We start from the raw sequence: 24,145 nt of genomic DNA, 5'->3' as shown, positions 1-24,145 counted from the left end.
GAGTAACCCCTCATGCCCCTGCGTATCTGCATCCTCGAAACCGATCACCTGCGTCCGGAGCTGGCGGACACTTTTGTCGGCTACGGCCACATGTTCAAGCAGTTGTTCACGGACCAGCCCATCGAGGCCGAGTTCGAGACCTTCAACGTCGTGGACGGCCAGTACCCGCCCGAGGATCGGCACTACGACGCCTACCTGGTCACCGGCAGCAAGGCCGACTCCTTCGGCACCGACCCCTGGATCCAGACCCTCAAGGACTACCTGCTCAAGCGTTATGAAAAGGGCGACAAGCTGCTGGGCATCTGCTTCGGCCATCAGCTGCTGGCGCTGCTGCTGGGCGGCCAGACCGAACGTGCGCAGCAGGGCTGGGGGGTCGGGCTGCACCAGTACCGCCTGGAGAATCGCGAGCCCTGGATGCAGCCGGCGCTGGAAGACCTGTCCCTGCTGATCAGCCACCGCGACCAGGTCACCCGTCTGCCGGAGAACGCCACTGTCCTGGCCTCCAGCGAGTTCTGCCCGGTCGCGGCCTTCCGCATCGACGACCGCGTGCTCTGCTTCCAGGGCCACCCGGAATTCGTCGTCGATTATTCGAAGGCGCTGCTCGATGCTCGCCAGGACATGCTTGGCGAGGTCCTGTATCAACAGGCGCTGGGCAGTCTGCAGGAGTCCCACCACGGCAAGGCGGTGGGCGAGTGGATGCTGCGCTTCGTCGCCCAGGGCCGGGACCCGCAGCCGGCTTGAGCGGCGAGGTCAGTGGCCGGCGGCTGAGGGGAGTGCAGCCGCCGTCTCGGCGCTCAGTTCATCGATCACCGTGCTCATGCGTGCACGGCAGCGCTCCATCAGCGCCGGCATGTCGTCGAGCGTCAGTCCGGTGGTGGCGATGGCTGGCAGCGCGCGTACCTTCACCCGCACGCTTTCCGGCCGGTTCAGGTCCAGCAGCTCGGTATAACGGCTGACGCACACCGGCACGATGGGGGCGCCGGCGGCAATCGCCATCTGGAACGCACCCTTCTTGAAGGGCAGCAGCTCGGTCCCGGCGTTGCGGGTGCCTTCCGGGAATACCCAGATGGATACTTGCCGGTCGCGCAGGGCTTCGGTGGTGGTCAGCATGGCCTGCTTGGCGCGGATGGCGTTGCCGCGGTCGAGCAGCACGTTGCCGGCCAGCCAGTAGAGCTGGCCGAACAGCGGAATCCACTTCAGGCTCTTCTTGCCAAGGCTCACCGTGCGCGGCGGCACTACGCCGCCCAGTACGAACAGGTCGTAGTTGGACTGATGGTTGGCGACGATCACGCAGGCCTGATCAGGCTTGTTCAGTTCCTCGATATCGGCATCCACCCGGATGCCCAGGAAACGCTGGCTGGGCAGCGCGAACAGACGGGCGCAGCGCCGCGTATTCTCCGGGTTGAAGGGATGCAGGAGGCACAGGAACAGGCCAGTCAGACTGGCCAGGGCGGAGTAGGCGCACAGCAGGAACAGGCGCAGAGCAGACAACATGGACAGGCTCGTGGCGATTCGGGCGGCTCAGTGTACGGATGTCCATTGAGCCGGGCAAATCAGGCGAAAGGCAAAGAGCAGGGGCCGTCGACCGGCCCCTGCTTGGGTTCAGAAGCCGTACTGCTTGTCCAGTTCGATGGCCTTGTTGAGGGTTTCCAGCAGGTCCTTGCGTACCTTCAGCTTGGTCTGGCGGTGGGCCTTCATGTTGATCTTCAGTAACTGGCCGGCTACCTCGCGGGCGGTAGCCATCAGCGCCTCCGGCTCGACCACGCGATCCAGGAAACCCGCGTCCAGGGCGCCCTGCGGATCGAACATCTCGCCATTGATCACCGAGCGCTGGAAGGCCGCCTTGCTCAGCCGGTCGCGGGACAGCTCGATGCCCACGTGGTGCATGGTCATGCCGATCTGCACTTCGTTGAGCCCGATATTGAACGGACCCTTGACGCCGATGCGGTAGTCCGAGGACAGCAGCAGGAAGGCGCCCTTGGCCACCGCGTGGCCCGGGCAGGCGGCGATGATCGGGTAGGGGTGGGCCAGCATGCGGCGCGCCAGAGTCGAGCCGGAGGCGACCAGATCCAGGGCGTTCTGCGGACTGGAGGTCATGACCTTGAGGTCGTAGCCGCCCGAAAGAATGCCCGGCTGGCCGGTGAAGATGACCACCGCGCGATCCTGCTCGGCGCGATCCAGCGCGGCATTGAAGGCGGCAACCATGGCCGGGGAAATCGCATTCACCTTGCCGTTGTTCAGGGTGAGGGTGGCGATGCCGTCGGCGAATTCGTAGGAGATCAGCTCACTCATGGCGGGTTCCTTGTTGGCAGTGGCGCTGACGTTAACCAGCCGCGGCGGTCAGGTAAAGCACGGTGACCGACCGGTGGGTCATGCGGGACGCCGTTCCACCCGTCTCGCCAGCCCCAGTGTTCGGATGGAACCCTAAGCGCATGAAAAAAATGAAGAAAATGAAAAATAAAATTTGCTTTTGGAAAAACACTCGACTAGATTAGCGGGCCTCGACGGGGTGAACGCCTCGATCGAGATCCGGTGAGGTGTCCGAGCGGTTGAAGGAGCACGCCTGGAAAGTGTGTATACGGGAAACCGTATCGTGGGTTCGAATCCCACCCTCACCGCCACTTTCAATACACAAAGCCCTGCATATGCGGGGCTTTGTCGTTTCCGGGGTTTGGCTATTCCACACCAGCCCAGCTTCACACTTCCTTGGCCTGACCGCTGGGGGTGAAGTGCCCTACACGATCATTTCTTCGTGCTGCAAAGCCGGGATAATGGCGAACATTCTTTCTCGTATTCCGGTAGTGCCGCATGGAAATCAAGGTCAACTTTCTCGACAACCTTCGCCTCGAAGCCAAGTTCGATGACTTCACCGTGGTGGCGGATCAACCCATCCGCTACAAGGGCGATGGCTCGGCGCCCGGGCCGTTCGATTACTTCCTGGCTTCGTCAGCGTTGTGCGCGGCGTACTTCGTGAAGCTGTACTGCCAGACGCGCGATATTCCCACCGAGAACATTCGCCTGTCGCAGAACAACATTGTCGACCCGGAAAACCGCTACCAGCAGATCTTCAAGATCCAGGTCGAGTTGCCTGCGGATATCTCGGAAAAGGACCGCCAGGGCATCCTGCGCTCCATCGAGCGCTGCACGGTGAAGAAGGTGGTGCAGACCGGACCGGAGTTCGTGATCGAGGAAGTCGAGAACCTGGACGCCGATGCCCAGGCCTTGCTGCTGCCCGGCACGAACCCCGAAGCGAGTACCTATATTGCCGGCAAGGACCTGCCGCTGGAGCAGACCATCGCCAACCTGTCCGGCATCCTGGCCGGCCTGGGCATGAAGATCGAGATCGCCTCGTGGCGCAACATCGTGCCCAATGTGTGGTCGCTGCACCTGCGCGATGCGCACTCGCCGATGTGCTTCACCAACGGCAAGGGCGCGACCAAGGAAAGCGCGCTGGCGTCGGCGCTGGGCGAGTTCATCGAGCGGCTGAATTTCAACTTCTTCTACAACGACCAGTACTGGGGCGAGGAGCTCGCCAATGCGGCGTTTGTGCACCACCCGGACGAGCGCTGGTTCCAGCCCGGTCACGACGATGCGCTGCCGGCCGAGATTCTCGACGACCACTGCCTGGAGATCTACAACCCCGATGGCGAGCTGCGCGGTTCGCATCTGTACGACACCAACTCCGGCAATGTGCAGCGCGGCATTTGCTCGTTGCCGTTCGTGCGTCAGTCGGACGGCGAGGTGGTGTATTTCCCATCCAACCTGATCGAAAACCTGTACCTCAGCAACGGCATGAGCGCCGGTAACACGCTGGCCGAGGCGCAGGTGCAGTGCCTGTCGGAAATCTTCGAGCGCGCGGTGAAGCGCGAGATCCTGGAAGGGGAACTCGCCCTGCCGGACGTGCCGCACGAGGTGCTGGCCAAGTACCCGGGAATTCTCGCCGGCATCCGGGGGCTGGAAGAGCAGGGCTTCCCGGTGCTGGTCAAGGATGCGTCCTTGGGCGGGAAATACCCGGTGATGTGCGTCACCCTGATGAACCCGCGTACCGGCGGTGTGTTTGCCTCGTTCGGGGCCCACCCGAGCTTCGAGGTGGCGCTGGAGCGCAGCCTGACCGAGCTGCTGCAGGGCCGCAGCTTCGAAGGCCTGAACGACCTGCCTCAGCCGACCTTCGAAAGCCATGCGGTGACCGAGCCGAACAACTTTGTCGAACACTTCATCGATTCCAGCGGCGTGGTGTCCTGGCGCTTCTTCAGTGCCCGGGCCGACCATGCGTTCGTCGAATGGGATTTCTCCGGCCAGGGCGAAAACTCCAATGCCGAGGAGGCCGCCACCCTGTTCGGCATCCTCGAAGACATGGGCAATGAAGTGTACATGGCGGTCAATGAGCATCTGGGCGCTACGGCGTGCCGCATCCTGGTGCCGGGCTACTCGGAAATCTATCCGGTGGAAGACCTGATCTGGGACAACACCAACAAGGCCCTGCTGTTCCGCTCCGACATCCTCAACCTGCACAGCCTGAACACCATGGGTCTGCGGGCGCTGCTGCGCCGGCTGGAAGACAGCGAGCTGGATGACTACAGCGATATCGCCACGCTGATCGGCATCGAATTCGACGACAACACCGCCTGGGGGCAGCTGACGATTCTGGAGCTGAAGCTGCTCATCTGCCTCGCCCTGAAGAAGTTCGCCGACGCGAAGGAGCTGGTGGAAGCCTTCCTGCAGTACAACGACAACACCGTCGAGCGGGGCCTGTTCTACCAGGCCCTGAACGCGGTGCTGGAAGTGCAGCTGGACAAGGACCTGGCGCTGGAAGACTACGAGGTCAACTTCCGCCGCATGTTCGGCAACCCGCGCATGGACGCGGCGCTCGGCTGCCTCGACGGCAGCGTGCGCTTCTACGGCCTGACGCCGACCAGCCTGCAGCTGGAAGGGCTCGAGCGGCACCAGCGCCTGATCGACAGCTACCGGAAGCTGCACGCAGCGCGCGCCCGGGTCGTGGCGTAACGAGTGCGACGCGCGCCCGCACGGCGGGCGCGCCTTGTGTCCGGGTCACTCGGCCCGCGTCACCCGCCAGACCACATTGGCCAGATCGTCGGCGACGATCAGCGCCCCGCGCGGATCGACAGTCACGCCCACCGGCCGGCCGCGCGTCTTGCCATCCTCGGTTCGAAAGCCTGTGACGAATTCCACCGGCTGTCCCGCCGGCTGCCCGCTTCTGAACGGCACGAAGATCACCTTGTAGCCCACCGGGTGCTTGCGGTTCCAGCTGCCGTGCTCGCCAATGAACACCCCGTCGGCGAACCGCTCGCCCATCGCCGGGGTGGAGAAGTCCAGGCCCAGGGCGGCGACGTGGGAACCCAGCGCGTAGTCGGGGGTGATGGCCGAGGCGACCTTGTCGGGATCCTGCGGTCGCACGCGGTCATCGACGTTCTGCCCCCAGTAGCTGTAGGGCCAACCGTAGAAGCCGCCTTCGCGCACCGAGGTGAGGTAGTCCGGCACCAGATCCTCGCCCAGTTCGTCCCGCTCGTTGACCACCGCCCACAACTGCCCGGAACCCGGCTGGATCGCCAGCGCCGTCGGGTTGCGCAGGCCGGTGGCGTAGGGCTTGTAGGCGCCGGTTTCCGCGTCGATCTGCCAGACCATGGCGCGGTCCACCTCGGCCTCCATGCCGCGCTCGGTGATATTGCTATTCGAGCCGATACCGACATACAGGTAGCGGCCGTCCGGGCTGATGGTCAGCGCCTTGGTCCAGTGGTGATTGATCTCGGCGGGCAGGCGGGTGATCTCGGCGGGCGGTCCACTGGCCTTGGTCTGCCCGTCCCGATAATCGAAACGCACCAGGGCGTCCTGGTTGGCCACGTACAAATTGCCCTCGAACAGCGCCAGCCCATACGGCGCGTTGAGGTTGTCGGCGAAGACCGTCTGCAGCTCGTAGCTGCCGTCGCCATCGGCGTCGCGCAGCAGAGTCAGGCTATCGCCGCTCTCGACCGGGGTGGTGCCCCTGGCCTTGATAACGCCGGCGATCACATCCTTCGGCTGGAGAGCCGGCGCGCTGCCGCCGCGTCCCTCGGCGACGAGAATGTCGCCATTGGGCAGCACCAGTGTCTGGCGCGGGATCTTCAGGTCGGTGGCGATGGCCGTGACGCGGTAACCCGACGGTACGGTCGGCGTCTGGTCGCCCCACGGCACCGGTTCGGCAATGTTCATGCTCGGCAGCAGCCCGCGCGTGGGCTCGGGCAGGGTGGGGGAGGTGCCGTATTCCTGAACGGTATCCTCACCGCCGCCGCAACCCGCGAGTGCCAGGGCCAGCGCCGAGGCGGTCAATGCATTCGACGGTTTCATCGGACCTCCCTCGCGTGCGGGCCGGCAAGGCCGACCCAGGTCGCAATGCATGCCAGCAGGGTGACGATCACCGAAAGCACCAGCCCGGTCGGCATGGTCGCCCAGGCGTCCTTGGCGTGCTGGAGGGCATTGATGAAGCCCAGCCCCCAGGTCGCCACCAGAAGCAGCACGTAGGTCATGGCCCGTCCCCGGCGGCCGGCAGCGATCAGGTTGGCCAGGGCAAACAGAATCGCCAGGCCGCAGAAGACCAGCCCCCCGGCAATCAGCCAGGAGGCGAAGTTGCTCCACTGGATGTGGTAGCTGCGGTAGTAGGCGATATCGCTCAGCAGGGCGCCGAGAAACAGCGGCACGGTCCCGGCCAGCAGCGTCGCATGCAGCGGGTTCGGCGTGCTTCGATAGGTGCGGTAGATGGTGTCGGTCACGGTGTTCCCCTCATCGCTGGGTGAGCCGGCTCGCTCTGACTGTGCCTAGAAGGGGATCGTGCGCTTGGCCCAGAGTTCAGTCGTCTGGTGGCGCCGCCTCGGATTCGCAACTGATCGGGCCCCTGTGCCCAGTCACGAACTAACCCCTGGCCATGGAGTCACGTGCACGTCTGCGGCGAAAAAGCCGGAACTGCCTCGTCAGCCGGCATGAGGAGCACGCCATGAACAACATGACGGTCAGCGACTACTTCGTCGAACGGCTCTATCAGTGGGGCGTGCGGCGCATCTATGGCTATCCCGGGGATGGCATCAATGGCGTGTTCGGCGCGCTGAACCAGGCCGATGGCAAGATTCGGTTCATCCAGGCGCGCCATGAGGAAATGGCGGCGTTCATGGCCTCGGCTGATGCCAAGTTCGGTGGCGGACCGGGGGTGTGCATCGCCACCTCAGGCCCCGGAGCTTCCCACCTGGTCACCGGCCTTTACGATGCGCGCCTCGACCACATGCCGGTGTTGGCCATCTGCGGCCAGCAGGCGCGTACCGCCATGGGCGCCCATTACCAGCAGGAGGTCGACCTGGCGTCCCTGTTCAAGGACGTCGCCGGCGCCTTCGTGCAGCAGGCCGCCGCGCCGGCCCAGGTGCGTCATCTGGTGGACCGCGCCATTCGCAGCGCGTTTGCCGAACGCAAGGTGGCGGTGATCATCCTGCCCAACGACCTGCAGGACGAGCCCTACAACGAGCCGCCGCGTGCCCACGGCGCGGTGCGTTCCGGCATCGGCTACAGCCGCCCGAAGGTGGTGCCCTACGAGCGCGAACTGCAGCAGGCTGCCGAGGTGCTGAATGCGGGCAACCGCGTGGCGATCCTGGTGGGCGCCGGCGCGCTGGATGCCACCGACGAGGTCATCGCGGTGGCCGAGCGGCTGGGCGCCGGCGCTGCCAAGGCGCTGCTCGGCAAGGCGGCCCTGCCGGACGACCTGCCGTGGGTCACCGGCTCGATCGGCCTGCTGGGTACCGAGCCGAGCTATAAGCTGATGACTGAATGCGACACCCTGCTGATGATCGGCTCCGGCTTTCCCTACGCCGAGTTCCTGCCGGAGGAAGGCCAGGCGCGCGGCGTGCAGATCGATATCAACGCCGACATGCTGAGCATTCGCTACCCCATGGAAGTGAACCTGCATGGGGATGCCGCCGAGACCCTGCGCGCCCTACTGCCACTGCTGGAAGAAAAGACCGACCGCGGCTGGCGCCAACAGGTGGAGCACTGGCGTGGCGAGTGGGAGAGGACCCTGGAAGCACGGGCGCTGGCCAGCGCCAACCCGATCAACCCGCAGCGGGTCGCCTGGGAACTGTCGCCGCGCCTGCCGGACAACGCCATCATCACCTGTGATTCCGGCTCCTGCGCCAACTGGTTCGCCCGGGACATCAAGATCCGCCGGGGCATGCGCTGTTCGTTGTCCGGAGGCCTGGCCTCCATGGGCGCCGCAGTGCCCTATGCCATCGCCGCCAAGTTCGTGCACCCGGATCGCCCAGTGGTGGCGCTGGTGGGCGACGGCGCCATGCAAATGAGTAACCTGGCCGAGCTGATCACCGTGGCCAAGTACTGGCGGGAGTGGCAGAACCCGCACTGGGTCTGCTGCGTGTTCAACAACCAGGACCTCAACCAGGTGACCTGGGAGCAGCGCGTCATGCAGGGTGATCCGAAGTTCGCGGCCTCCCAGGACATTCCCGACGTGCCCTACCACCGCTTCGCCGAATCCATTGGGCTGAAGGGCATCCATGTCGATCGGGAAGACGCCGTGGCGGCTGCCTGGGACGAGGCGCTGGCGGCCGACCGGCCGGTGGTGATCGAATTCAAGACCGACCCGGATGTCCCGCCGCTGCCGCCACACATCAAACTGGAACAGGCCAAGGCTTATCTATCGGCGCTCTGGCAGGGCGATCCCGACCGCTCCGGAATCATCCGGCAGACCGCCAAACAGGTACTGGGATCGCTGATGCCGGGGCATCGCGACAGGCAGTGAACGCTCCCGCGGCTTCTGCCGCGATGGGGCTGCGCCAGGACATTGCGGCTGAAGCCGCGTCACAAAGGCGGGCCGGCAGCCGCGTCCGCCGATGGAACTAATTCCAGCCGACGAACCCGAAAAACCTGGGCCTGTCCGTTCGGGCAGGCCGTTTTTTGCGTGTTGATAGGAGGTTCAGGCGATGAATTGGGAGCTGTTATTGGAAGAGGCGCTGTGGATCCGGGTCGCCCTGATCGTGGCCGTGACGCTGCTCAGTTACTGGGTACTGCGCGTGGCGCTGTCCTTCGTGACCAAACGGCTGCACAAGCGTGCCGAGGCAACCGCCAGCCGGCCGCTCAGTATCGTGGCGCAGATGCTCGCCCACACCAGCCACCTGCTGCTGTTCGCCTTCTCGCTGCTGATCGGCTTGAAGGTGGTCGAGCTGCCGGCGCGCTGGGAAGTCGCCCTGTCGCACGGCTGGTTCATTGCCCTCGCCTTCCAGGTGGCCCTGTGGGCGGACATGGCGGTGCGCCTGTGGGTGGAGGGTCTGACCCGCAACGGCAAGGCACGCAATCCGGTCACCACCACGCTGATCGGCATCATGGTGCGCCTGGTGGTGTGGACCATCATGCTGCTGTCGATCCTGGCCAACCTGGGCGTCAACATCACCGCGCTGGTGGCCAGCCTGGGGGTGGGCGGCATCGCCATTGCCCTGGCCGTGCAGACGCTGCTCAGCGACGTGTTCGCCTCGCTGTCCATCGGCATCGACAAGCCCTTCGAGATCGGCGACTTCGTGGTGTTCGGCGAGGTGGCCGGCACCATCGAGCACATTGGCCTGAAGAGCACCCGCATTCGGGCGTTGAGTGGCGAACAGGTGGTGTGTTCCAACGCCGACCTGCTCGGGCAGATCGTGCACAACTACAAGCGCATGAATACCCGACGCATCGTCTTCAAGTTCGGCATCGCCTACGAGACATCGAGCGCCCAGGCCCGCCAGGTGGGGCAACTGGTCAAGCGCATCATCGATGGGCTGGACGAGGTGACGTTCGATCGAGCCCACCTGCTGGCCTTCGACGACAGCCAGATGACCTACGAGGTCGTCTACATCATGCAGAGCGCCGACTACAACCGGTACATGGACATCCAGCAGGAGATCAACCTGGCGCTGATCGACGGGCTCGACGAGCTGGGCGTGAGTTTTGCCTATCCGGTGCGGCGGGTGGAGTTCATGGGCGGGCGCCTCCCGGAGGTCAAGGTGGCCGGCGTGGCGAAGGAGGCGACTCGGCAGGATGCTGCACGGATGGGTTAGCGGTGACGGCTGCGGTTGTGCCGACGGACGGATGATCTGGCAAACTGCCATGCCCTCTCGGAACGCCCGCGCTGTCGCCGATGCCCACGCCGTTGTTTGCCTGTCGTCTCCTGCTGCTGCCCACCCTGTTGCTGCTCGCCGCCTGCGCCGGGGTTCGCGTGTCTGCCCTGGACACCCAGGACTACATGGCGCAGCGCCGTGGCGATGTGCTGACCACCGGCCGGCTGAGCGCCTCGGTGGGTGTCGCCCTGCAGGTCACCGGCATCGAGGCGGACGCCTGTGAGGATCAGCCGCCGCGTTGCCGGGAGGCGCTGAAGGTTGCCGAGGGGTTGTCGGACGAGCTGCGCCTGTCGGTGCTCGCCGAGCTCTGGCTGCAGGAGGCGCTGCGGCTGGACGATGCGCGTTACGAGGAGCGGGTGGCGGCCTACCTGGAAACGGCGCGTTACGCCTACGCCTACCTGTTCCTGACCGGACGCACGCTGGAAGAGCGCGCCCTGGATGACCGGCAGACCCAGGTGCGCGACTACTACAACTTCGCGGTGCAGCAGGCCGCGCTACTGATGTTCCGCCATTACCAGCGCACCGGAAGCATTGCGCAGCCGGACCGCGCGCGGCGGGTCGGTGACTGGACGGTGGTCGAGGCGTTCGGCAATCTGCCCTTCGATCCGCGCCAGTCGCAGCCCCTGGAGCTGATGCCGGCCTCGGAACTGAGCTTCGCCGGCGTGCGCAACCAGTACCGCCGGGACGGGCTGGGCGCCGAGCTGGTGCTGGGCACGGCGCGGCGGGTGGTCGATCGGCACAGCGCCACCCGCAGCTGGAGCGAGACGCCCTTCATCGCGCTGACCGCCGTGGTGACCTTTCCCGGCGACAGCCTGGAGGCGGTGCTCGGCACCCGCGAGGCGGTGATCAGCGCCTACGATCCCTACCGGCACGCCAGTCTGCCGCTGGCCGGGCGGGTCATTCCCCTGGCCGCCAACTTCACCTCCGCCTACGGCGTGTGGCTGGCGCGCTCAGGCTTTGCCGCCCAATCGCTGCTCACGCTGATCGGCAAGGGCGAGGTGCTCGAGCGCCCGCATGTGTACCTGCTGCAGCCCTATGATCCCGGCCGCCGCACCATCGTCATGCTGCACGGCCTGGCGAGCAGTCCGGAAGCCTGGATCAACGTGGCCAACGAGGTGATGGGTGACGAGGCGCTGCGGCAGAACTACCAGATCTGGCAGGTCTACTACCCCACCCAGGTGCCGCTGGCGCTCAACCATCAGGAAATCCACGACGCCCTGCAGGGCGCCCTGCGCCACTTCGATCCAGAAGGGACTGCCCCCGCGTCGCGGGACATGGTGCTGGTGGGGCACAGCATGGGCGGCGTGCTGGCCAAGCTGATGGTGTCGCGGTTCGACGAAGGCCCGTGGCGCGAGTATCTCGTTCGGCAGAAACTCGACGGCCTGGCTGGCGTACGGCTGGAGCACCTGGCCCGCGAGCGCCTGCAGCCGCTGCCGCAGGTCAGCCGTGCGGTGTTCATCGCCGCGCCGCACCAGGGCACGCCACTGGCGGAGAATTTCCTGGCGCGCTGGGCGTCGCAACTGATCCGGCTGCCGGTGTCGGTGGTGGTGCGCCTCAACGAGATGGCCCAGTTGCTGGTCGATCCGACATCGGCAAAGCCGGTGGTGCTGACGCAAGGCGTGACCAGCATTCACAACCTGGCCAGCCACAATCCGCTGATCCAGCTGGGCGGGCGGCTGCCGATTGCGCCGTCGGTGCGTTACCACTCGATCATCGGGCGGAACACGCCGGATCAGCCGCTGGCCGAGTCCAGCGACGGCATCGTGCCCTATGCCAGCGCCCATCTGCCCGGGGCGGAGTCCGAGCGGGTCATCCCCGGCGGGCACAGCGTGCAGGAAACGCCCCAGGCGATTGTCGAGCTGCGGCGAATCCTGCGCGTGCACCTGGCGGCGCTGCGTCAGCTTCCGGCGGAGTAGGCGTTAGCGGTGCAGCACGTACTCGCCGCGCAGGCGCACGGCGTCGGCGCCGTCCGCGGCGGGAATGCGGATGTCCAGGTACAGGCGGGCCAGGCCGCGGCGGCGGAACTGGCTGGTGAACTTCTCCCAGTCCGCCGCGGACGGTGCCGCGCAGATGGCCACGGCGTCGTCGGCCACCGGCAGCGGGTAGTCGATCTGTCCGCCCTTGATGACGATGTGGCCTTCGCCCAGCTCGCTGTCGCGCAGGCGCAGCGTCAGCCAGCCCCAGCCGGCCAGCACGCACAGGCTGTAGAGGCTGCCGCCGAACATGGTGCCCTTGTGGTTGCTGTTGGCGGCCAGCGGCATGGCCAGCTGCAGGCTGTCGCCATCCCAGGCGCGCACGCTGAGCTGCATGGCGCGGGTCAGCGGGATGTCGTGGTGGATGAGGTCTTCGAGGAAGCGGCAATCGGTGGTCATGGTGTGTTCCTGGTCCAGCGGTGCGCCACATGATCCTCGCCGGGCGCATGGCCTGCAATTGCCCCCGCGTTCAATAGCCCAGCCAGATCAGGCACAGCGACAGGGTGAGCAGCGAGCCCAGGGTCGAATAGAGCACCACCCGCGACACGCGCGCGCCGCTGCGCTGGTAGTACTCGGCCAGCATGTAGGGGCCGGTGCCGGTGGGCAGCGCGGCCAGCAGCACGGCGCTGTGCGCCCACAGCGTCGGCAGTTCGAGCCACTCGAAGGCCACATACCAGGCCAGCAGCGGTTGCAGGATCAGCTTCATCGCCACCAGCGGAAGCACGCCGGGGGTGCTTTCCTGCTGCTTGTGGGCGAGGAACAGGCCCAGCGACACCAGCGCGCAGGGTGTGGTGGCGGCGCCGAGGATGCTCAGCAGATCGCTTGCGGGTTTGGGCAGTGGTACGCCGCCCCAGGCCCACAGTGCACCCAGCACCGGCGCAACCACCAGCGGGTTACCGGCCAGCGCCCGGCTGACCTTGCGCAGCGCAGGTCCCAGGGCCTTTTCGCCCTGCAGGGCCACTTCGACGCCGACCAGCGCCAGGGCGAAGATGCCGCACACCACCACCAGCGAGGCGATCAGCGCCGGCTCCAGGCCGTTCTCGCCGAAGACGATGATGCACAGCGGAATGCCCACGTAACCGGTGTTGGCATAGGCGGCACCGAGGGCGTCCAGCTGGGCATCGGCGGCCGCCCCCTTGCGGATGCGCCACACCAGGGCGAGCAGGAAAACCACCAGCGCACTGCCGCCGAAGGCCAGCAGGAAGCCCGGCTGCCAGAGCCGTTCCCAGCTGGAGTTGGCGGTCACGCTGAACAGCAGCGCCGGCAGCGCCAGCCAGACCACGAAGCGGTTGAGCTCCGAGGCGGCGTGCGGGCCGAGGCGGTTGGTCCTGCGGCACACATAGCCGATCAGGATCAGGGCGAACACGGGCAGGACGATGGTGACGACGGAGAGCATGGACTTCTTCACCGGACAGGAGCCGAGCAGCCTACTTGAGCCAGGCATCGCTCGCCAAGGCGAACCACCGGCTCTGGCGCCGGGTCTATCGGCCATTGCCCGGGGAGGAATGACCGTGACACGGATGCTCTGCCTGTTGACCTGCTGCCTGGCTCTGGCCGCCTTCGAGGCGCCGGCTCGCGATTACCGCTTCGCCGACGCCCATGTCCACTACCTGGATTTCTTCCAGGAAAGCGAAGGCATGGACGCGCTCTTCGCCGCAATGGACGCCGCCGGGGTGGAGCATGTGATGCTCTCCGGCATCCCGGTGGCCAAGAAATGGCACGAGGATGAGCCCAAGCGTCCGCGCTACTACGCGGGCGACGATGCCGGGGCCTACTGGTACAGCGCCACCGATGTGTTCGTCGCCGCCGCGGTGAAGGCCCTGCCGGCGGATCGCCGGCGCCGCGTGCACCCCTTCCTGACCGGTTTCAACCCCGCCGACAAGAACGCCGACGCTCATATCCGTCGCATGCTGGAGCTTGACCCCGGGCTCTGGCAGGGCATAGGCGAGGTGTTCACCCGGCACGATGACCTTACCGCGCTCACCTATGGCGATGTGCCCCGCGCCAACAACGAGGCACTACGGCGCGTCTACCATCTGGCCGCCGAATACGACCTGCCGGTGCTGCTGCACGCCAACATCACCTCCAAGCGCGAGCGCAACCCGCTGTACCTGCCGGAAATTGAGGAGGCGCTGCGCAACCATCCCCATGTGCGCTTCATCTGGGCGCACGCTGGCACCAGCATGGAAATCCATCGGCACCAGGAAAAACTGGAATTCCTGCGTCCGACCCTGGCGCGCCTGCTGGAGGACTATCCCAACCTGTACATCGACCTGTCCTGGACGGTGCTGCGGCCGTACCTGCTGGACGCCAAGGGCCGGCCCGATCCGCGCTGGGTGGAACTGGTGGAACGCTACCCGGAGCGTTTCATGCTCGGCTCCGACGTAGTGGGCAGCTTCGGCAGCCTGGGCGAACTGATCCACGACTTCCGCCCGTTCCTCGACGCACTACCGGCCCCGGTGGCGCGGCGGGTGGCGCGCGACAACTTCCTGGCCATCCTGCCGGCGCGCGGCTCGGCCGACCAGCGGTAGAAAAATGCATTAAAGGTACTGGGGCGGACGTCGATACCCGTAATGTGACCGTTCGGTCACGATCCATCCTGCCCGCTATGTACGAGTGATCCATCGATGTTCCGAGATATGAAAGTGGCGCCGCGCGCCGCGCTGGGATTTGGCCTGATTGCGTTGGTGGTACTGCTGCTGGGGCTATTCGCGCTCAATCAGATGTCGGTCATGCGCGAGCAATCCCGGGACGTCGACGAGAACTGGCTGCCGAGCATCCTGGCGCTGAGCGATCTGGATCGCACCATGCTGCGTATCCGCGCGGTCACCCTGCGCCTGTCGGCGGTGCGCGACGAGCGCAGCCAGCAGCAGACCCTGGCGCAGCTGAACGAGTTGCTGGGCACGCTCGATGGCCTGGAGCGGGAGTATCGCCGCTACCTCAACGACGAGGAGGAGCGCCAGCTGTACGAGCGCTTCACCCGCCACCAGCGCAACTACCTGGGCGAGCATGCGCGCCTGATGGACTTCATCCGCGCCGGCAACGACGCGCAGGCCATGGAGGTGCTGGCCGGCGCCATCAACCAGCATGCCAATGACATGTCCAGCAGCCTGGGTGCGCTGCTCGACTTCAATCGCGCCGCGGCCGGCAAGGCGGCACGCTTTGCGGAAAACGTCTACGGCAACGCCATCGTCGGCGTGATCGTGGTCATCGTGGCGGCGGCGCTGCTGACCATCCTGCTGGCCTGGCTGTTCACCCGCAGCCTGCTGGTGCCGCTTGGCCAGGCGCTGGAGGAAGCCCTCGCCGTGGCGGCCGGCGACCTGACCCGCGAGATCCGCGTCACCGGTCGCGACGAGCCGGCGCAGTTGCTGGACGCCCTGCGCACCATGCAGGGCAACCTGCGCAGTGCCGTGCAGCAGATCGCCGACTCCTCCAGTCAGCTGGCCTCGGCCGCCGAGGAGCTGAACGCGGTCACCGAGAATTCCTCGCGCGGCCTGCACCAGCAGAACGACCAGATCGAGCAGGCCGCCACCGCCGTCAACGAGATGACCAGTGCAGTAGAGGAGGTGGCCCGCAGCGCGGTGGATACCTCCCAGGCCACCGGCGAAACCAACCGCACCGCCCTGCAGGGCCGCGATGCCGTGAAGCAGACTGTCGGCGCCATCCGCCAGCTGAGCGCCGAGGTCAACAGCAGCGCCGGCCAGGTGGGGCAACTGGCGGTCAAGGTACGCGACATCGGCCAGGTGCTCGACGTGATCCGCGCCATCGCCGATCAGACCAACCTGCTGGCGCTCAACGCCGCCATCGAGGCCGCCCGTGCCGGTGATGCCGGGCGCGGCTTCGCGGTGGTGGCCGATGAAGTGCGCGCACTGGCGCACCGCACCCAGCAGTCGACCCGAGAGATCGAGCAGATGATCGGCGGCGTGCAGCAGGACACCGAGCAGGCGGTCGGTGCCATGCAGCACAGCCTGGAACGGGCCCGCAGCAGCGAGGACGTGGCGCAGGCGGCCGGTGAGGCGCTGGAGCAGATCGCCCAGGCCATCGCCGGCATCAACGAACGCAACCTGGTGATCGCCAGCGCCGCCGAGGAGCAGGCCCAGGTGGCGCGCGAGGTGGACCGCAACCTGGTGGCGATCCGCGACCTGTCGCTGCAGAGTGCCGCCGGCGCCAACCAGACCAGCGCCGCCAGCCAGGAGCTGTCGCGGCTGGCGGTGGGGCTCAACGGACTGGTCACGCGCTTCCGCCTGTAGTCGCCGGACGACCTTCGTCCGGGTCGTCCTGCCGGAGCGCAGCCACTAGAATGGGCCGCCCAGCCCTTCAGACAAGTGCATCCATGGACATCGAGCTGGCTCGAACCTTTCTGGAAATCACCCGGGGCGGCAGCTTCATTGCCGCCGCCGAGCGCCTGCATGTCACCCAGACGGCCATCACCGCGCGGGTGCAGAAACTCGAAGCCCAGCTGGGCTGTTCGCTGTTCGTGCGCAACCGCGCCGGCGCGCGCTTGACCGCCAACGGCGAGAAGTTCATCGGCTACGCCAGCCAGCTGGTGCAGAGCTGGGAGGCTGCGCGCCGCGACCTGCCGCTGCCGGAAGGATGCGATTCCAGTCTGGCGGTGGGCGGCGAGATGAGCCTGTGCAACCCGCTGATGCTGTCCTGGGTCGCTGAGCTGCGCGAGCGGATTCCCGGCCATGCGATTCGCGCCGAGGTGGGGGAGAACGGTTACCTGCAGGAACGCCTGGAGCTGGGCCTGCTCGACTGCGTGCTGGTCTACCACCCCAGCTACTGGCCGGGCCTGCAGGTGGAGCCGGTGCTCGAGGAGCGCCTGATCCAGGTGCGCAACCCGGCCAAGCCCGAACCCTACGTGTATGTGGACTGGGGCGAGCCGTTCCGGCAGCGTCACGACGCGGCGCTGCCCGAGCGGGCGCGCGCCTCCCTGGCCTTCAACCTGGGGCCGCTGGCCCTGCAGTACCTCCTGCAGCAGGGTGGCAGCGGCTACTTCCGCAGTCGGGTGGTCGAGCATTACCTGGCCAGCGGGGCGCTCGAGCGCGTGCCGCAGGCGCCCGAGTTCAGCTACCCGATCTACCTGGTCTATTCCCGCGAGCGCGACAGCCAGGTATTGCGCCAGGCCATCGGCCTCCTGCACGACGTGCTGGCGCGTCCCAGCGACTGGTCGCAGCGCTGGGATCCGATGATCTGATCAGCCGGCCTGGCGCAGCAGATCCTGTTGCAGGGCGGCGATGACATCGGTCTGGGTGATCATGCCCACCAGCACCTGATTCTCCAGCACCGGCACGCAGTGCAGCCCCTGGCTGGACATCAGGGTGATCAGCTCGGCCAGATGCAGCCGGTGGTCGACGCTCACCACCGGGCAGGTCATCACCTCGCGCAGCAGGGTTTCACGGCGGCGGCCCAGCGGCCACAACTGGCGGCGGCGCGACTGGCCGATCAGGTCGATGACGCTGACGATGCCCACCAGCCGATTGTTCTCCAGCACGGGCAGGTTGCGCAGCCGATGGCGCTTGAGCATGGCCAGCGCCTGGTCGACAGTGGTGGTCGGGCTGGCGATACGCAGGTCGCGGGACATGATCTGCGCCGCGTTGATGTCGCCCATGCGCCGGCGCAGGGCATGACGCTCGGTGCTGCGCAGCAGCTGTTCCAGGTCGTCGGGCGTGATGTCGACGAAGCCGTCGAACTCGTCCAAAGCCTGGCGCAGATCGTCCGGGGACACGCCGGTGCGTTGCTCCGGCAGCGGATCGGCGGTGCCATGCAGCTCGTTGGAGCTGGCGGCAGCCTTCGGATAGCGGACGCCGGTCAGGTTGTTGTACATCAGGGCGCTGACCAGCAGCGTGAGCGCGCCGCTGAAGGCGGGCAGTACCAGGGCGAGCCCCGCGCCCTGGGTGTCCGCACCCGTCACGATCAGGCTTAGCGCCATGGCCCCGCCCGGGGGGTGCAGGCAGCGCAGCAGGTACATCAGCAGCAGCGATACACCCAGGGTCAGCGCGGCGACCCACAGACCGACCTCGCCGCCGTGGAAGTGAACCACCAGCGCGGCGCACAGGCCTGCCACGGCATAACTGCCCAGCAGCGACCAGGGTTGGGCCAGCGCGCCGGAGGGCACCGCATACAGCAGCAGCGCCGAGGCGCCGAGCGGGCCGAGCAGGTGCAGCGTCAGCGGCAAACCGAACAGTTGACTGTTGACCCAGGTGCACAGGGCGACCGCCAGGCCGGCGCCCAGGGTGGCGCGCAGCCACTCGCGAGGACGCGGTGAAGGGTTGGTAGGCAGCAGGTTGGCAAGCCAGGCGGGCAGGGGGGAAACCGGAAGGGCCATGATGTCCAGCAGGGTACGGCGGCAAGGCGAAAGGCGTGCAAGTCTGTACAAGGACCGAGATCAAGACAAATGAAATAAATTGGCTTTCGGGTGCAGGAAAATTGATATCAATGGCCTTTTGGTTGGCTTTGCATCAGTAATGGTGCAGGTCTGGAGCAATTTATTTCATTGTCGGCCCTCGTAAACGAGCGACTAGCATGGGCTGCACGCTGCATAGAGAGGAGCCATGCGATGAACAACAACGAGCGCGAGGCATTGATTGCCGCATTCAACGAGCTTCTGGCCGCCGAGCGCGCCGGCGCGCAGGTGGCTGCCGCCAGCCTGAAAGAAGTGCAGAGCGAGGCGCAGCGCAGCGTGCTGCAGCAGATCCATCGCGGGGAGGCGGACAGCTGTCGGCGCCTGCGCGACTGCCTGTTGCAGATGGGCGCCGAGCCCACCAGGGAGCGCGGAGCCTTCTACGAGAAGTGCATGGCCATCCCCGATCTGGTCGAACGCCTGAAACTGGTGGATCGAGGCCAGCAATGGGTGATCCGCAAGCTGGAAGCCCTGCTGCCGCAACTCGGCGACCCGCGCTTGCGCGAGGAGATGGAGGCGGTGCTGGTCACCCATCGCGACAACAGCCACGACTACGCCGCGCGGGCAGGACTGCTGTAGGGCGACCGGAGCTATCCGGGCACGTCCGGTGCGCGGGTGTTCACCGGCGGGGTCACGGCCTCGGGCGACACCGCTGGAGCTTCTGCCCATTCCCCCGTCCTGGCCGTTTGCTGGTCGTACTCCTGCTTGACCTCCTTGACCACCTGCCCCGCCTTGATCATCGGGTAGATCAGCAGCCCCACCCGGGCCAGGGTGCCGACGCGGCCCAGGCGCTTGCCGAACAGCGCGAGGAAGGCGGTGGCGCCGATCACCCAGGGCGCCTTGCGGGCATCCTGGTAACGCCCGGGGGCGCCGCCCATCAGCTGGCGAATATGGTCGAGCGGATGACGCAGCGGCTCGGCGTTGTACAGCACCTGCTGGCGGTACATCTCCATGCGCAGCCGGATCAGCTCCTTGTGCTGATCCATTGCCGGTGGTCGGCTCAGGGGTTCGTTCATGGCAACAGACGCTCCCGGTTGCGGGCCATTTCTTCAAGGGTGTCGTGGAACGGTCGCGCCTGGTTGCGCACCTGGCTCTTCGCCTTGCCGAAGCAGATGGCCACGCCGATGGCATACAGCACGCACAGGCCGAGAATCGCCAGCATGCGGTAGTCGTCCCAGGCGGCGATGACGATGGCCGAGGACAGGCCGATCACCAGCAGCAGGCCGAAGACCAGCCCCAGTGCCGCATAGGTCAGCAGGCGGAGCGTGCGGGCCTTTTCTTCCTTGATTTCCAGGCCGAGCAACTCCACATGACCTTCCAGCAGACCGAGCAGGGCGCCGCCGATGCGGCGTACCGATGGCCCGTCGTTCTGACCCGAGGCGGACGGCGGCGAGAGGTTCTCGTCCATGGGCGCTCCCTTCAGCGACGCGGCGAGCTGAGCAGGCCCAGCAGGAAACCCACGCCGGCGGCAATGCCCAGCGACTGCCAGGGATGCTCGTGCAGATAGTCCTCGGTGGCCTGACGGGCCGCCTGGCCCTGCTCGCGCAGGGTGTTCTCGCTGTCCTTGAGCAGGCCCTTGGCGCGTTCGATGTTGGCGTTGATGCGGTTGCGCAGCTCCTCGGTCTGGCCGCCGGCGCTGCCGGTGGTCTGCTTTAGGAGACTTTCGGCGTCGCTGATCAGGGTCTGGAATTCCCGGGAAATGGCGCGCTGGACATCATGCAGGTTGCGCCGGTGCACCTCCTTGTCGAAGGGGCGCTGCCCGCCCGCGCCGCCGCTGCCCATGGAGCCGAAGGTGCCCATGCCGGCGCCGCTGCTGGCGGAACCGGTGGTACTGCCGGGATTGAGGGGTTCGAAAGGATCATTCGTGGCCATGCGCGTTCTCCTGACGGGTGTGAACTCCCCGTTTCGAGCCCCGCTGCGCTGCAAGGTTCCTTGCCGCTGCCGACAGGATGGCGCGCGGTATACTGCGCGCCCCCGTCCGGAGAACGCCCATGCTTCCTGAATGCCAACTGTTCGGTACCCTCGGCTGCCACTTGTGCGAAGTGGCCGAGGCACTGCTGATGCCCTTCGTCGAGCACGGCCTGTTGGTGGAGCTGGTCGACATCAGCGAGCGCGAGGAGTGGGTGGAGCGCTACGGCCTGACGATTCCGGTGCTCCGCCGTTGCGACAGCGGTGCCGAGCTGAACTGGCCCTTCGACGCCGAACAGGTGGTGGCCTTCCTGCGTTAAGCCGGTCAGCTGATGCTGCGCGGCAGCCAGAAGAACATCACGAAACAGAACACCGTCAGGCCGATGCAGAAGGCCGCGAAGCGCCGCAGGCGCTTTTCGCGCGCCTGCTCCTCCAGCGCCGGCAGCGGCATGCCGCAGTCCTGGCAGTCGTCACGCGCAGATGGATTGTCCTGCTGGCAGTAGAGACACCTGGCCATCGTTACCTCCCCATGGCGTTTGGCGTGTGCCGGTTCATTCGAACTGCTCCAGGCGCTGGCGATCGAGGATGGTGATCACCCGGCCTTCCTGGCTGATGATGCCGTCGTCCAGCAGGTGGCGCATGATCCGCGAGAAGGTCTCCGGCTGGATCGACAGGTGACCGGCCACCAGTTGGCGGGTCATCGGCAGCTCGAAGGACGGACTGCCGTCCTGCACGCGGCCAAGCTGGGTGAGCAGGTAGCGCACCACGCGGTGGGTGGCGTTCTTCAGCGACAGGGTCTCGATCTCGTTGAGGCGCTGGTGCAGGCGGATACTCAGCTTGCCGAGCAGTGCGAAGGCCAGGCGGTTGTTGTCCTGCAGCAGGCGCATGTAGGTGGCGTTGGGGAACCGGTACAGCTGGGTGGGCGTGACCGTCTGCGCGGAGGCCACGTAGTTGGGGGTGTCCATCAGCATCATCGCCTCGGCGAAGGTCTGCCGGTTGGTCAGCACCTCGAACACCTTCTCCTGGCCGTCCGGCGTGAGCCGGTAGATCTTCACTGCGCCGGAAATCACGAAATAGAAGAAATGCGCCGGGTCGCCCTGGCGGAACAGCGTGTCGCCCTTCTCCAGGTTGAGCAGTTGGCTGCCCTGCATCAGTTGATCGAGCTGCTCGTCGCTGAGCGGCTCGAACAGATGGTGGCTGCGCAGGATTTGGCTGTGGACTCGGTGTAACACCATGAGCGTCTCTCCGTTCAGGCCGCTTGATCGGTAAGGGTGACTGCCTTCAACGGGCAAACAGTACGTTGTTTTCCAGGTGGATGTGCTGCATCAGGTCATCCCGCAGCTCCGCCAGTCCGCGATAGAGGGCGCGCCAGGTGTTGCAGGCATGCGGCGGCGGGGTGATGTCGTCGGTCATCTCATTCAGGCGGGCCAGCGCCTCGCCGTGCTGGTCGTGCTCGTAGCGCATCACCGCGATGGGGCCCTGCGCATGGGGATGGGGCGGCTCGCTCAGCAGTAGCGGGAAGAGGATCTTTTCCTCCTTGAGCATGTGGCTTTCCAGTTCCTGCTGCATGTTCCACAGGTGTTCGGCCAAGCCGTTAGGGCAGGTCGGATTCTGGCCATGCACCTGCTCCACCCGGCTGGCCAGGCGGATCAGCTCGGGCAGCTGTTCGCGATGGCGGGCGTGGAAGCGGGTGAGGATGTGCTCGATCAGCTCGGTGTTGCTGGCCTGGCGCCAGTCGGGCTGGTCGGTATCGCCGTGCAATGCTTGCAGCTGCGCGGTGATGGCGTCGGCATCCAGGCCGCGCCTGACGCAGGCCTCGCGCAGTGTCTGCTGGCCACCGCAGCAGAAGTCCAGTTGGTGCTGGTGAAATACGCGGGTGGCACCGGGCAGGTCGGTGGCGAGGTCGCCGAGGGTCTGGTCGATCAGGGATGTCATGGCAGGGGCTCCGTTGAGCAGGCTTGCTGGTCTATCGCAAAGCACGTGCCACATACAACCTATTGATATAGCTAGGATTTTAAAAAGTAATGGTCAAAATAACCCGAAGCGAGTAGGGTTCTTTCGACCCTGTACGGTACTAATCACCATGATGGACGACAGCCTACTGGCCGACCTTGCCACCGAATTGCCGCACACCGTGCGCCTTCAACGCCTGGTGCACACCCTGCAGCAGCGTTTCCGCTGTGGTGCCGTGGTGCTGCTGCGCCTGGAAGATGACAGCCTGCTGCCGGTGGCGGCGACCGGCCTGGTGCGCGAGGCGCTGGGACGGCGTTTCGTGGTGGCCCGGCACCCGCGGCTGGCGACCATCCTCGCCCAGCGCGAGCCGGCCTGGTTCGAGCCGGGCAGCCGCCTTCCCGACCCCTATGACGGGCTGCTGGAAGGGCAGGAGGGCGACCCGCTGCCCGTGCACGACTGCATGGGGCAGAGCCTGTACGTGGAGGGTCGCCTGTGGGGCGCGCTGACTCTCGATGCGCTGCATGCCGGCACCTTCGACGATGCGGCGCGCCGCGACCTGCAGCGCTGTGCCCTGCTGATCGAAACGGCGGTGCGCATCACCCGCCTGGAGCATGAGAACCGCAGCTTGCGGATGGCGCGCAGCGACGTGCTGGAGCAGAACGTCAGCCTGGTGGAGGGCGAGCTGCTCGGTCGTAGCGAGGCGATCCGGGCGCTGCTGCACGAGCTGCAGGTGGTGGCCGAATCCGAGCTGCCGGTGTTGTTGCTCGGCGAAACCGGGGTGGGCAAGGAACTGTTCGCGCGCTGGTTGCACCGGCATTCGCCGCGCCGCGACCGGCCGCTGGTGCATGTGAACTGTGCGGCGCTGCCTGAGTCCCTGGCCGAAAGCGAACTGTTCGGCCACGCCAAGGGCGCCTTCTCCGGCGCCAGCAGCGAGCGACCGGGACGTTTCGAGGCGGCCAATGGCGGCACCCTATTCCTCGACGAGGTGGGCGAACTGCCGCTGAGCGTTCAGGCCAAGCTGCTGCGCACCCTGCAGAACGGTGAAATCCAGCGCCTGGGCACCGACCAGCCGCGCCGCGTGGATGTGCGCATCATCGCCGCCACCAACCGCAACCTGCAGCAGAGCGTGCGCGAGGGGCTATTTCGCGCCGATCTCTATCACCGGCTGTCGGTCTACCCGGCGCCGATCCCGCCGTTGCGCGAGCGCGGCAACGATGTGCTGCTGCTGGCCGGTCACTTCCTGGAGCTGAATCGCACGCGCCTGGGGCTGCGCAGCGTGCGCCTGTCGCCGGCCGCCGAGCAGGCGCTGCTGGCCTATCCCTGGCCGGGCAATGTGCGCGAGCTGGAGCATGTGATCAGCCGTGCGGCGCTGCGCCTGCTCAGCCGGGGCGGCGAGCGCGGCGCGATTCTCACCCTGGAGCCGGAATTGCTGGATCTGGACAGCACCGCCAGTGCGCCGCCGTCGGCGGCGCCGCAGAGCTCCAGCGCGGTCTTGCCGGTGACGGACCCGCAGCCGTTGCGGGTCGTCGTCGATGCCTGCCAGCGCCAGGCCATCCGCCAGGCCCTGGAGGCGACCGGCGGCAGCTGGGCCCAGGCCGCCCGCCTGCTGGAACTGGACCCCAGCAACCTGCACAAGCTGGCGCGAAGGTTGGGCATGAAGTAGGGCGTGCACCCGAACCAGTAGGAGCGACTTCAGTCGCGAGCTTTGGGTGGGTCCCGCACGAGCGCCACGGCTAGAAACTCGCAGACAAGTGCGCTTGTATGTTTGTGCCTGT

At 66.4% G+C, this 24,145-nt stretch carries 24 protein-coding genes and 1 tRNA gene; 12 read left to right on the top strand and 13 right to left on the bottom strand.

From position 1 onward, the window contains the following. Positions 1-12 precede the first annotated feature (12 nt). Complete coding sequence (locus tag SF06_RS05035; protein ID WP_039560209.1) at positions 13-741, top strand: amidotransferase; 729 nt, start codon at positions 13-15, stop codon at positions 739-741. Between the two features lie 9 nt (positions 742-750). On the opposite strand, the gene SF06_RS05030 is transcribed toward SF06_RS05035, so the two are convergent. Continuing rightward, positions 751-1,494, bottom strand: a complete 744-nt coding sequence (locus SF06_RS05030) for a lysophospholipid acyltransferase family protein (RefSeq protein ID WP_027589182.1) — start codon at positions 1,492-1,494, stop codon at positions 751-753. A gap of 108 nt (positions 1,495-1,602) precedes the next feature. Continuing rightward, complete coding sequence (locus SF06_RS05025; protein WP_039560208.1) at positions 1,603-2,292, bottom strand: crotonase/enoyl-CoA hydratase family protein; 690 nt, start codon at positions 2,290-2,292, stop codon at positions 1,603-1,605. A 239-nt stretch (positions 2,293-2,531) separates the two neighbouring features. Here SF06_RS05025 and SF06_RS05020 point away from each other — a divergent pair. Both SF06_RS05020 and SF06_RS05015 read left to right on the top strand, forming a co-directional pair. Next, positions 2,532-2,621: transfer RNA gene (locus tag SF06_RS05020), tRNA-Ser, on the top strand. A 187-nt stretch (positions 2,622-2,808) separates the two neighbouring features. Further along, positions 2,809-5,004 carry an OsmC domain/YcaO domain-containing protein gene (locus SF06_RS05015; protein WP_039560207.1) on the top strand — a complete coding sequence of 732 codons (2,196 nt, stop codon included), beginning with the start codon at positions 2,809-2,811 and terminating at the stop codon, positions 5,002-5,004. 45 nt (positions 5,005-5,049) lie between these two features. Here SF06_RS05015 and SF06_RS05010 read toward each other — a convergent pair whose 3' ends face one another. Both SF06_RS05010 and SF06_RS05005 read right to left on the bottom strand, forming a co-directional pair. Next, positions 5,050-6,342 carry a PQQ-dependent sugar dehydrogenase gene (locus SF06_RS05010; protein WP_039560206.1) on the bottom strand — a complete coding sequence of 431 codons (1,293 nt, stop codon included), beginning with the start codon at positions 6,340-6,342 and terminating at the stop codon, positions 5,050-5,052. Beyond that, positions 6,339-6,764: a DUF2231 domain-containing protein gene (locus SF06_RS05005; RefSeq protein WP_039560205.1), complete on the bottom strand. Its 426-nt coding sequence runs from the start codon at positions 6,762-6,764 to the stop codon at positions 6,339-6,341. Before SF06_RS05005 ends, SF06_RS05010 begins: the two co-directional genes overlap by 4 nt. Before the next feature lie 221 nt (positions 6,765-6,985). Between SF06_RS05005 and SF06_RS05000 the strand changes: the two genes are divergently transcribed. From SF06_RS05000 to SF06_RS04990, 3 genes are all read left to right on the top strand, one after another. Then, positions 6,986-8,785, top strand: a complete 1,800-nt coding sequence (locus SF06_RS05000; RefSeq protein WP_039560204.1) for a thiamine pyrophosphate-requiring protein — start codon at positions 6,986-6,988, stop codon at positions 8,783-8,785. 181 nt (positions 8,786-8,966) lie between these two features. Further along, positions 8,967-10,073, top strand: coding sequence for a mechanosensitive ion channel family protein (locus tag SF06_RS04995; protein WP_039560203.1), 1,107 nt, complete (start codon positions 8,967-8,969; stop codon positions 10,071-10,073). A gap of 80 nt (positions 10,074-10,153) precedes the next feature. After that, positions 10,154-12,049 (top strand): esterase/lipase family protein, encoded by a 1,896-nt coding sequence (locus tag SF06_RS04990; protein ID WP_052199715.1) that lies wholly within the window; start codon positions 10,154-10,156, stop codon positions 12,047-12,049. Between the two features lie 3 nt (positions 12,050-12,052). Here the strand turns inward: SF06_RS04990 and SF06_RS04985 are convergent, their stop codons facing one another. Together SF06_RS04985 and SF06_RS04980 are read right to left on the bottom strand one after the other, a co-directional pair. Continuing rightward, complete coding sequence (locus SF06_RS04985) at positions 12,053-12,505, bottom strand: thioesterase domain-containing protein (RefSeq protein WP_027589174.1); 453 nt, start codon at positions 12,503-12,505, stop codon at positions 12,053-12,055. 70 nt (positions 12,506-12,575) lie between these two features. Then, positions 12,576-13,502: an AEC family transporter gene (locus SF06_RS04980; protein ID WP_039560202.1), complete on the bottom strand. Its 927-nt coding sequence runs from the start codon at positions 13,500-13,502 to the stop codon at positions 12,576-12,578. A 124-nt stretch (positions 13,503-13,626) separates the two neighbouring features. On the opposite strand from SF06_RS04980, the gene SF06_RS04975 reads away from it, so the two are divergent. The 3 genes from SF06_RS04975 (at position 13,627) to SF06_RS04965 (ending at position 17,303) form a co-directional block, all read left to right on the top strand. Next, a complete protein-coding gene (locus SF06_RS04975) occupies positions 13,627-14,637 on the top strand; it encodes an amidohydrolase family protein (protein WP_234703300.1) in 1,011 nt (336 codons plus the stop codon). Positions 14,638-14,745: 108 nt separating this feature from the next. Next, positions 14,746-16,356: a methyl-accepting chemotaxis protein gene (locus SF06_RS04970; RefSeq protein WP_234703298.1), complete on the top strand. Its 1,611-nt coding sequence runs from the start codon at positions 14,746-14,748 to the stop codon at positions 16,354-16,356. Positions 16,357-16,439: 83 nt separating this feature from the next. Next, entirely contained in the window at positions 16,440-17,303 is an 864-nt protein-coding gene (locus tag SF06_RS04965) for a LysR family transcriptional regulator (protein ID WP_027589170.1), read from the top strand. Here SF06_RS04965 and SF06_RS04960 read toward each other — a convergent pair whose 3' ends face one another. Then, on the bottom strand, positions 17,304-18,434 hold the full coding sequence (locus SF06_RS04960; RefSeq protein ID WP_037008434.1) for an HPP family protein: 1,131 nt from the start codon (positions 18,432-18,434) through the stop codon (positions 17,304-17,306). Between the two features lie 231 nt (positions 18,435-18,665). On the opposite strand from SF06_RS04960, the gene SF06_RS04955 reads away from it, so the two are divergent. Beyond that, positions 18,666-19,088 (top strand): DUF6306 domain-containing protein, encoded by a 423-nt coding sequence (locus SF06_RS04955; protein ID WP_039560199.1) that lies wholly within the window; start codon positions 18,666-18,668, stop codon positions 19,086-19,088. A gap of 11 nt (positions 19,089-19,099) precedes the next feature. On the opposite strand, the gene SF06_RS04950 is transcribed toward SF06_RS04955, so the two are convergent. Genes SF06_RS04950 through SF06_RS04940 form a run of 3 tightly spaced genes read right to left on the bottom strand, consistent with a single transcriptional unit; the run spans position 19,100 to position 20,309 of the window. Then, positions 19,100-19,525, bottom strand: a complete 426-nt coding sequence (locus SF06_RS04950; RefSeq protein WP_234703297.1) for a hypothetical protein — start codon at positions 19,523-19,525, stop codon at positions 19,100-19,102. Then, the gene (locus SF06_RS04945; protein WP_039560198.1) at positions 19,522-19,917 is read right to left on the bottom strand and encodes a phage holin family protein; all 396 of its coding nucleotides are present in this window, start codon (positions 19,915-19,917) and stop codon (positions 19,522-19,524) included. Before SF06_RS04945 ends, SF06_RS04950 begins: the two co-directional genes overlap by 4 nt. Positions 19,918-19,928: 11 nt before the next feature. Next, the gene (locus SF06_RS04940; RefSeq protein ID WP_081993402.1) at positions 19,929-20,309 is read right to left on the bottom strand and encodes an ElaB/YgaM/YqjD family protein; all 381 of its coding nucleotides are present in this window, start codon (positions 20,307-20,309) and stop codon (positions 19,929-19,931) included. A 191-nt stretch (positions 20,310-20,500) separates the two neighbouring features. On the opposite strand from SF06_RS04940, the gene SF06_RS04935 reads away from it, so the two are divergent. After that, complete coding sequence (locus SF06_RS04935) at positions 20,501-20,737, top strand: glutaredoxin family protein (RefSeq protein WP_027589165.1); 237 nt, start codon at positions 20,501-20,503, stop codon at positions 20,735-20,737. 5 nt (positions 20,738-20,742) lie between these two features. Here the strand turns inward: SF06_RS04935 and SF06_RS04930 are convergent, their stop codons facing one another. Genes SF06_RS04930 through ytfE form a run of 3 tightly spaced genes read right to left on the bottom strand, consistent with a single transcriptional unit; the run spans position 20,743 to position 22,352 of the window. After that, positions 20,743-20,934, bottom strand: coding sequence for a hypothetical protein (locus SF06_RS04930; protein ID WP_027589164.1), 192 nt, complete (start codon positions 20,932-20,934; stop codon positions 20,743-20,745). 34 nt (positions 20,935-20,968) lie between these two features. Then, a complete protein-coding gene (locus tag SF06_RS04925) occupies positions 20,969-21,652 on the bottom strand; it encodes a Crp/Fnr family transcriptional regulator (RefSeq protein WP_027589163.1) in 684 nt (227 codons plus the stop codon). Positions 21,653-21,698: 46 nt separating this feature from the next. Further along, positions 21,699-22,352 (bottom strand): iron-sulfur cluster repair protein YtfE, encoded by a 654-nt coding sequence (ytfE, locus tag SF06_RS04920; RefSeq protein ID WP_027589162.1) that lies wholly within the window; start codon positions 22,350-22,352, stop codon positions 21,699-21,701. Between the two features lie 148 nt (positions 22,353-22,500). Between ytfE and norR the strand changes: the two genes are divergently transcribed. Beyond that, entirely contained in the window at positions 22,501-24,033 is a 1,533-nt protein-coding gene (norR, locus tag SF06_RS04915) for a nitric oxide reductase transcriptional regulator NorR (protein WP_039560197.1), read from the top strand. The last annotated feature ends 112 nt before the right edge of the window (positions 24,034-24,145 follow it).

Source organism: Pseudomonas flexibilis, assembly GCF_000802425.1.
GTDB lineage: Bacteria > Pseudomonadota > Gammaproteobacteria > Pseudomonadales > Pseudomonadaceae > Serpens > Serpens flexibilis.
The sequence above is the reverse complement of the archived record's forward strand: the minus strand, read 5'-3'. Positions and strand labels throughout refer to the sequence as shown.

Excerpts from the sequence above, each read along its gene's own strand:
- norR (WP_039560197.1), top strand. The coding sequence starts at position 22,501 with ATGATGGACGACAGCCTACTGGCCGACCTTGCCACCGAATTGCCGCAC.
- SF06_RS04995 (WP_039560203.1), top strand. The coding sequence starts at position 8,967 with ATGAATTGGGAGCTGTTATTGGAAGAGGCGCTGTGGATCCGGGTCGCC.
- SF06_RS05015 (WP_039560207.1), top strand. The coding sequence starts at position 2,809 with ATGGAAATCAAGGTCAACTTTCTCGACAACCTTCGCCTCGAAGCCAAG.
- SF06_RS04945 (WP_039560198.1), bottom strand. The coding sequence starts at position 19,917 with ATGGACGAGAACCTCTCGCCGCCGTCCGCCTCGGGTCAGAACGACGGG.
- ytfE (WP_027589162.1), bottom strand. The coding sequence starts at position 22,352 with ATGACATCCCTGATCGACCAGACCCTCGGCGACCTCGCCACCGACCTG.
- SF06_RS04940 (WP_081993402.1), bottom strand. The coding sequence starts at position 20,309 with ATGGGCACCTTCGGCTCCATGGGCAGCGGCGGCGCGGGCGGGCAGCGC.
- SF06_RS04925 (WP_027589163.1), bottom strand. The coding sequence starts at position 21,652 with ATGGTGTTACACCGAGTCCACAGCCAAATCCTGCGCAGCCACCATCTG.
- SF06_RS05030 (WP_027589182.1), bottom strand. The coding sequence starts at position 1,494 with ATGTTGTCTGCTCTGCGCCTGTTCCTGCTGTGCGCCTACTCCGCCCTG.
- SF06_RS04960 (WP_037008434.1), bottom strand. The coding sequence starts at position 18,434 with ATGGCCCTTCCGGTTTCCCCCCTGCCCGCCTGGCTTGCCAACCTGCTG.
- SF06_RS05000 (WP_039560204.1), top strand. The coding sequence starts at position 6,986 with ATGAACAACATGACGGTCAGCGACTACTTCGTCGAACGGCTCTATCAG.
- SF06_RS04985 (WP_027589174.1), bottom strand. The coding sequence starts at position 12,505 with ATGACCACCGATTGCCGCTTCCTCGAAGACCTCATCCACCACGACATC.
- SF06_RS05010 (WP_039560206.1), bottom strand. The coding sequence starts at position 6,342 with ATGAAACCGTCGAATGCATTGACCGCCTCGGCGCTGGCCCTGGCACTC.
- SF06_RS04970 (WP_234703298.1), top strand. The coding sequence starts at position 14,746 with ATGAAAGTGGCGCCGCGCGCCGCGCTGGGATTTGGCCTGATTGCGTTG.
- SF06_RS04930 (WP_027589164.1), bottom strand. The coding sequence starts at position 20,934 with ATGGCCAGGTGTCTCTACTGCCAGCAGGACAATCCATCTGCGCGTGAC.
- SF06_RS04955 (WP_039560199.1), top strand. The coding sequence starts at position 18,666 with ATGAACAACAACGAGCGCGAGGCATTGATTGCCGCATTCAACGAGCTT.
- SF06_RS04950 (WP_234703297.1), bottom strand. The coding sequence starts at position 19,525 with ATGAACGAACCCCTGAGCCGACCACCGGCAATGGATCAGCACAAGGAG.
- SF06_RS04980 (WP_039560202.1), bottom strand. The coding sequence starts at position 13,502 with ATGCTCTCCGTCGTCACCATCGTCCTGCCCGTGTTCGCCCTGATCCTG.
- SF06_RS05025 (WP_039560208.1), bottom strand. The coding sequence starts at position 2,292 with ATGAGTGAGCTGATCTCCTACGAATTCGCCGACGGCATCGCCACCCTC.
- SF06_RS04975 (WP_234703300.1), top strand. The coding sequence starts at position 13,627 with ATGCTCTGCCTGTTGACCTGCTGCCTGGCTCTGGCCGCCTTCGAGGCG.
- SF06_RS04935 (WP_027589165.1), top strand. The coding sequence starts at position 20,501 with ATGCTTCCTGAATGCCAACTGTTCGGTACCCTCGGCTGCCACTTGTGC.
- SF06_RS04965 (WP_027589170.1), top strand. The coding sequence starts at position 16,440 with ATGGACATCGAGCTGGCTCGAACCTTTCTGGAAATCACCCGGGGCGGC.
- SF06_RS04990 (WP_052199715.1), top strand. The coding sequence starts at position 10,154 with ATGCCCACGCCGTTGTTTGCCTGTCGTCTCCTGCTGCTGCCCACCCTG.
- SF06_RS05035 (WP_039560209.1), top strand. The coding sequence starts at position 13 with ATGCCCCTGCGTATCTGCATCCTCGAAACCGATCACCTGCGTCCGGAG.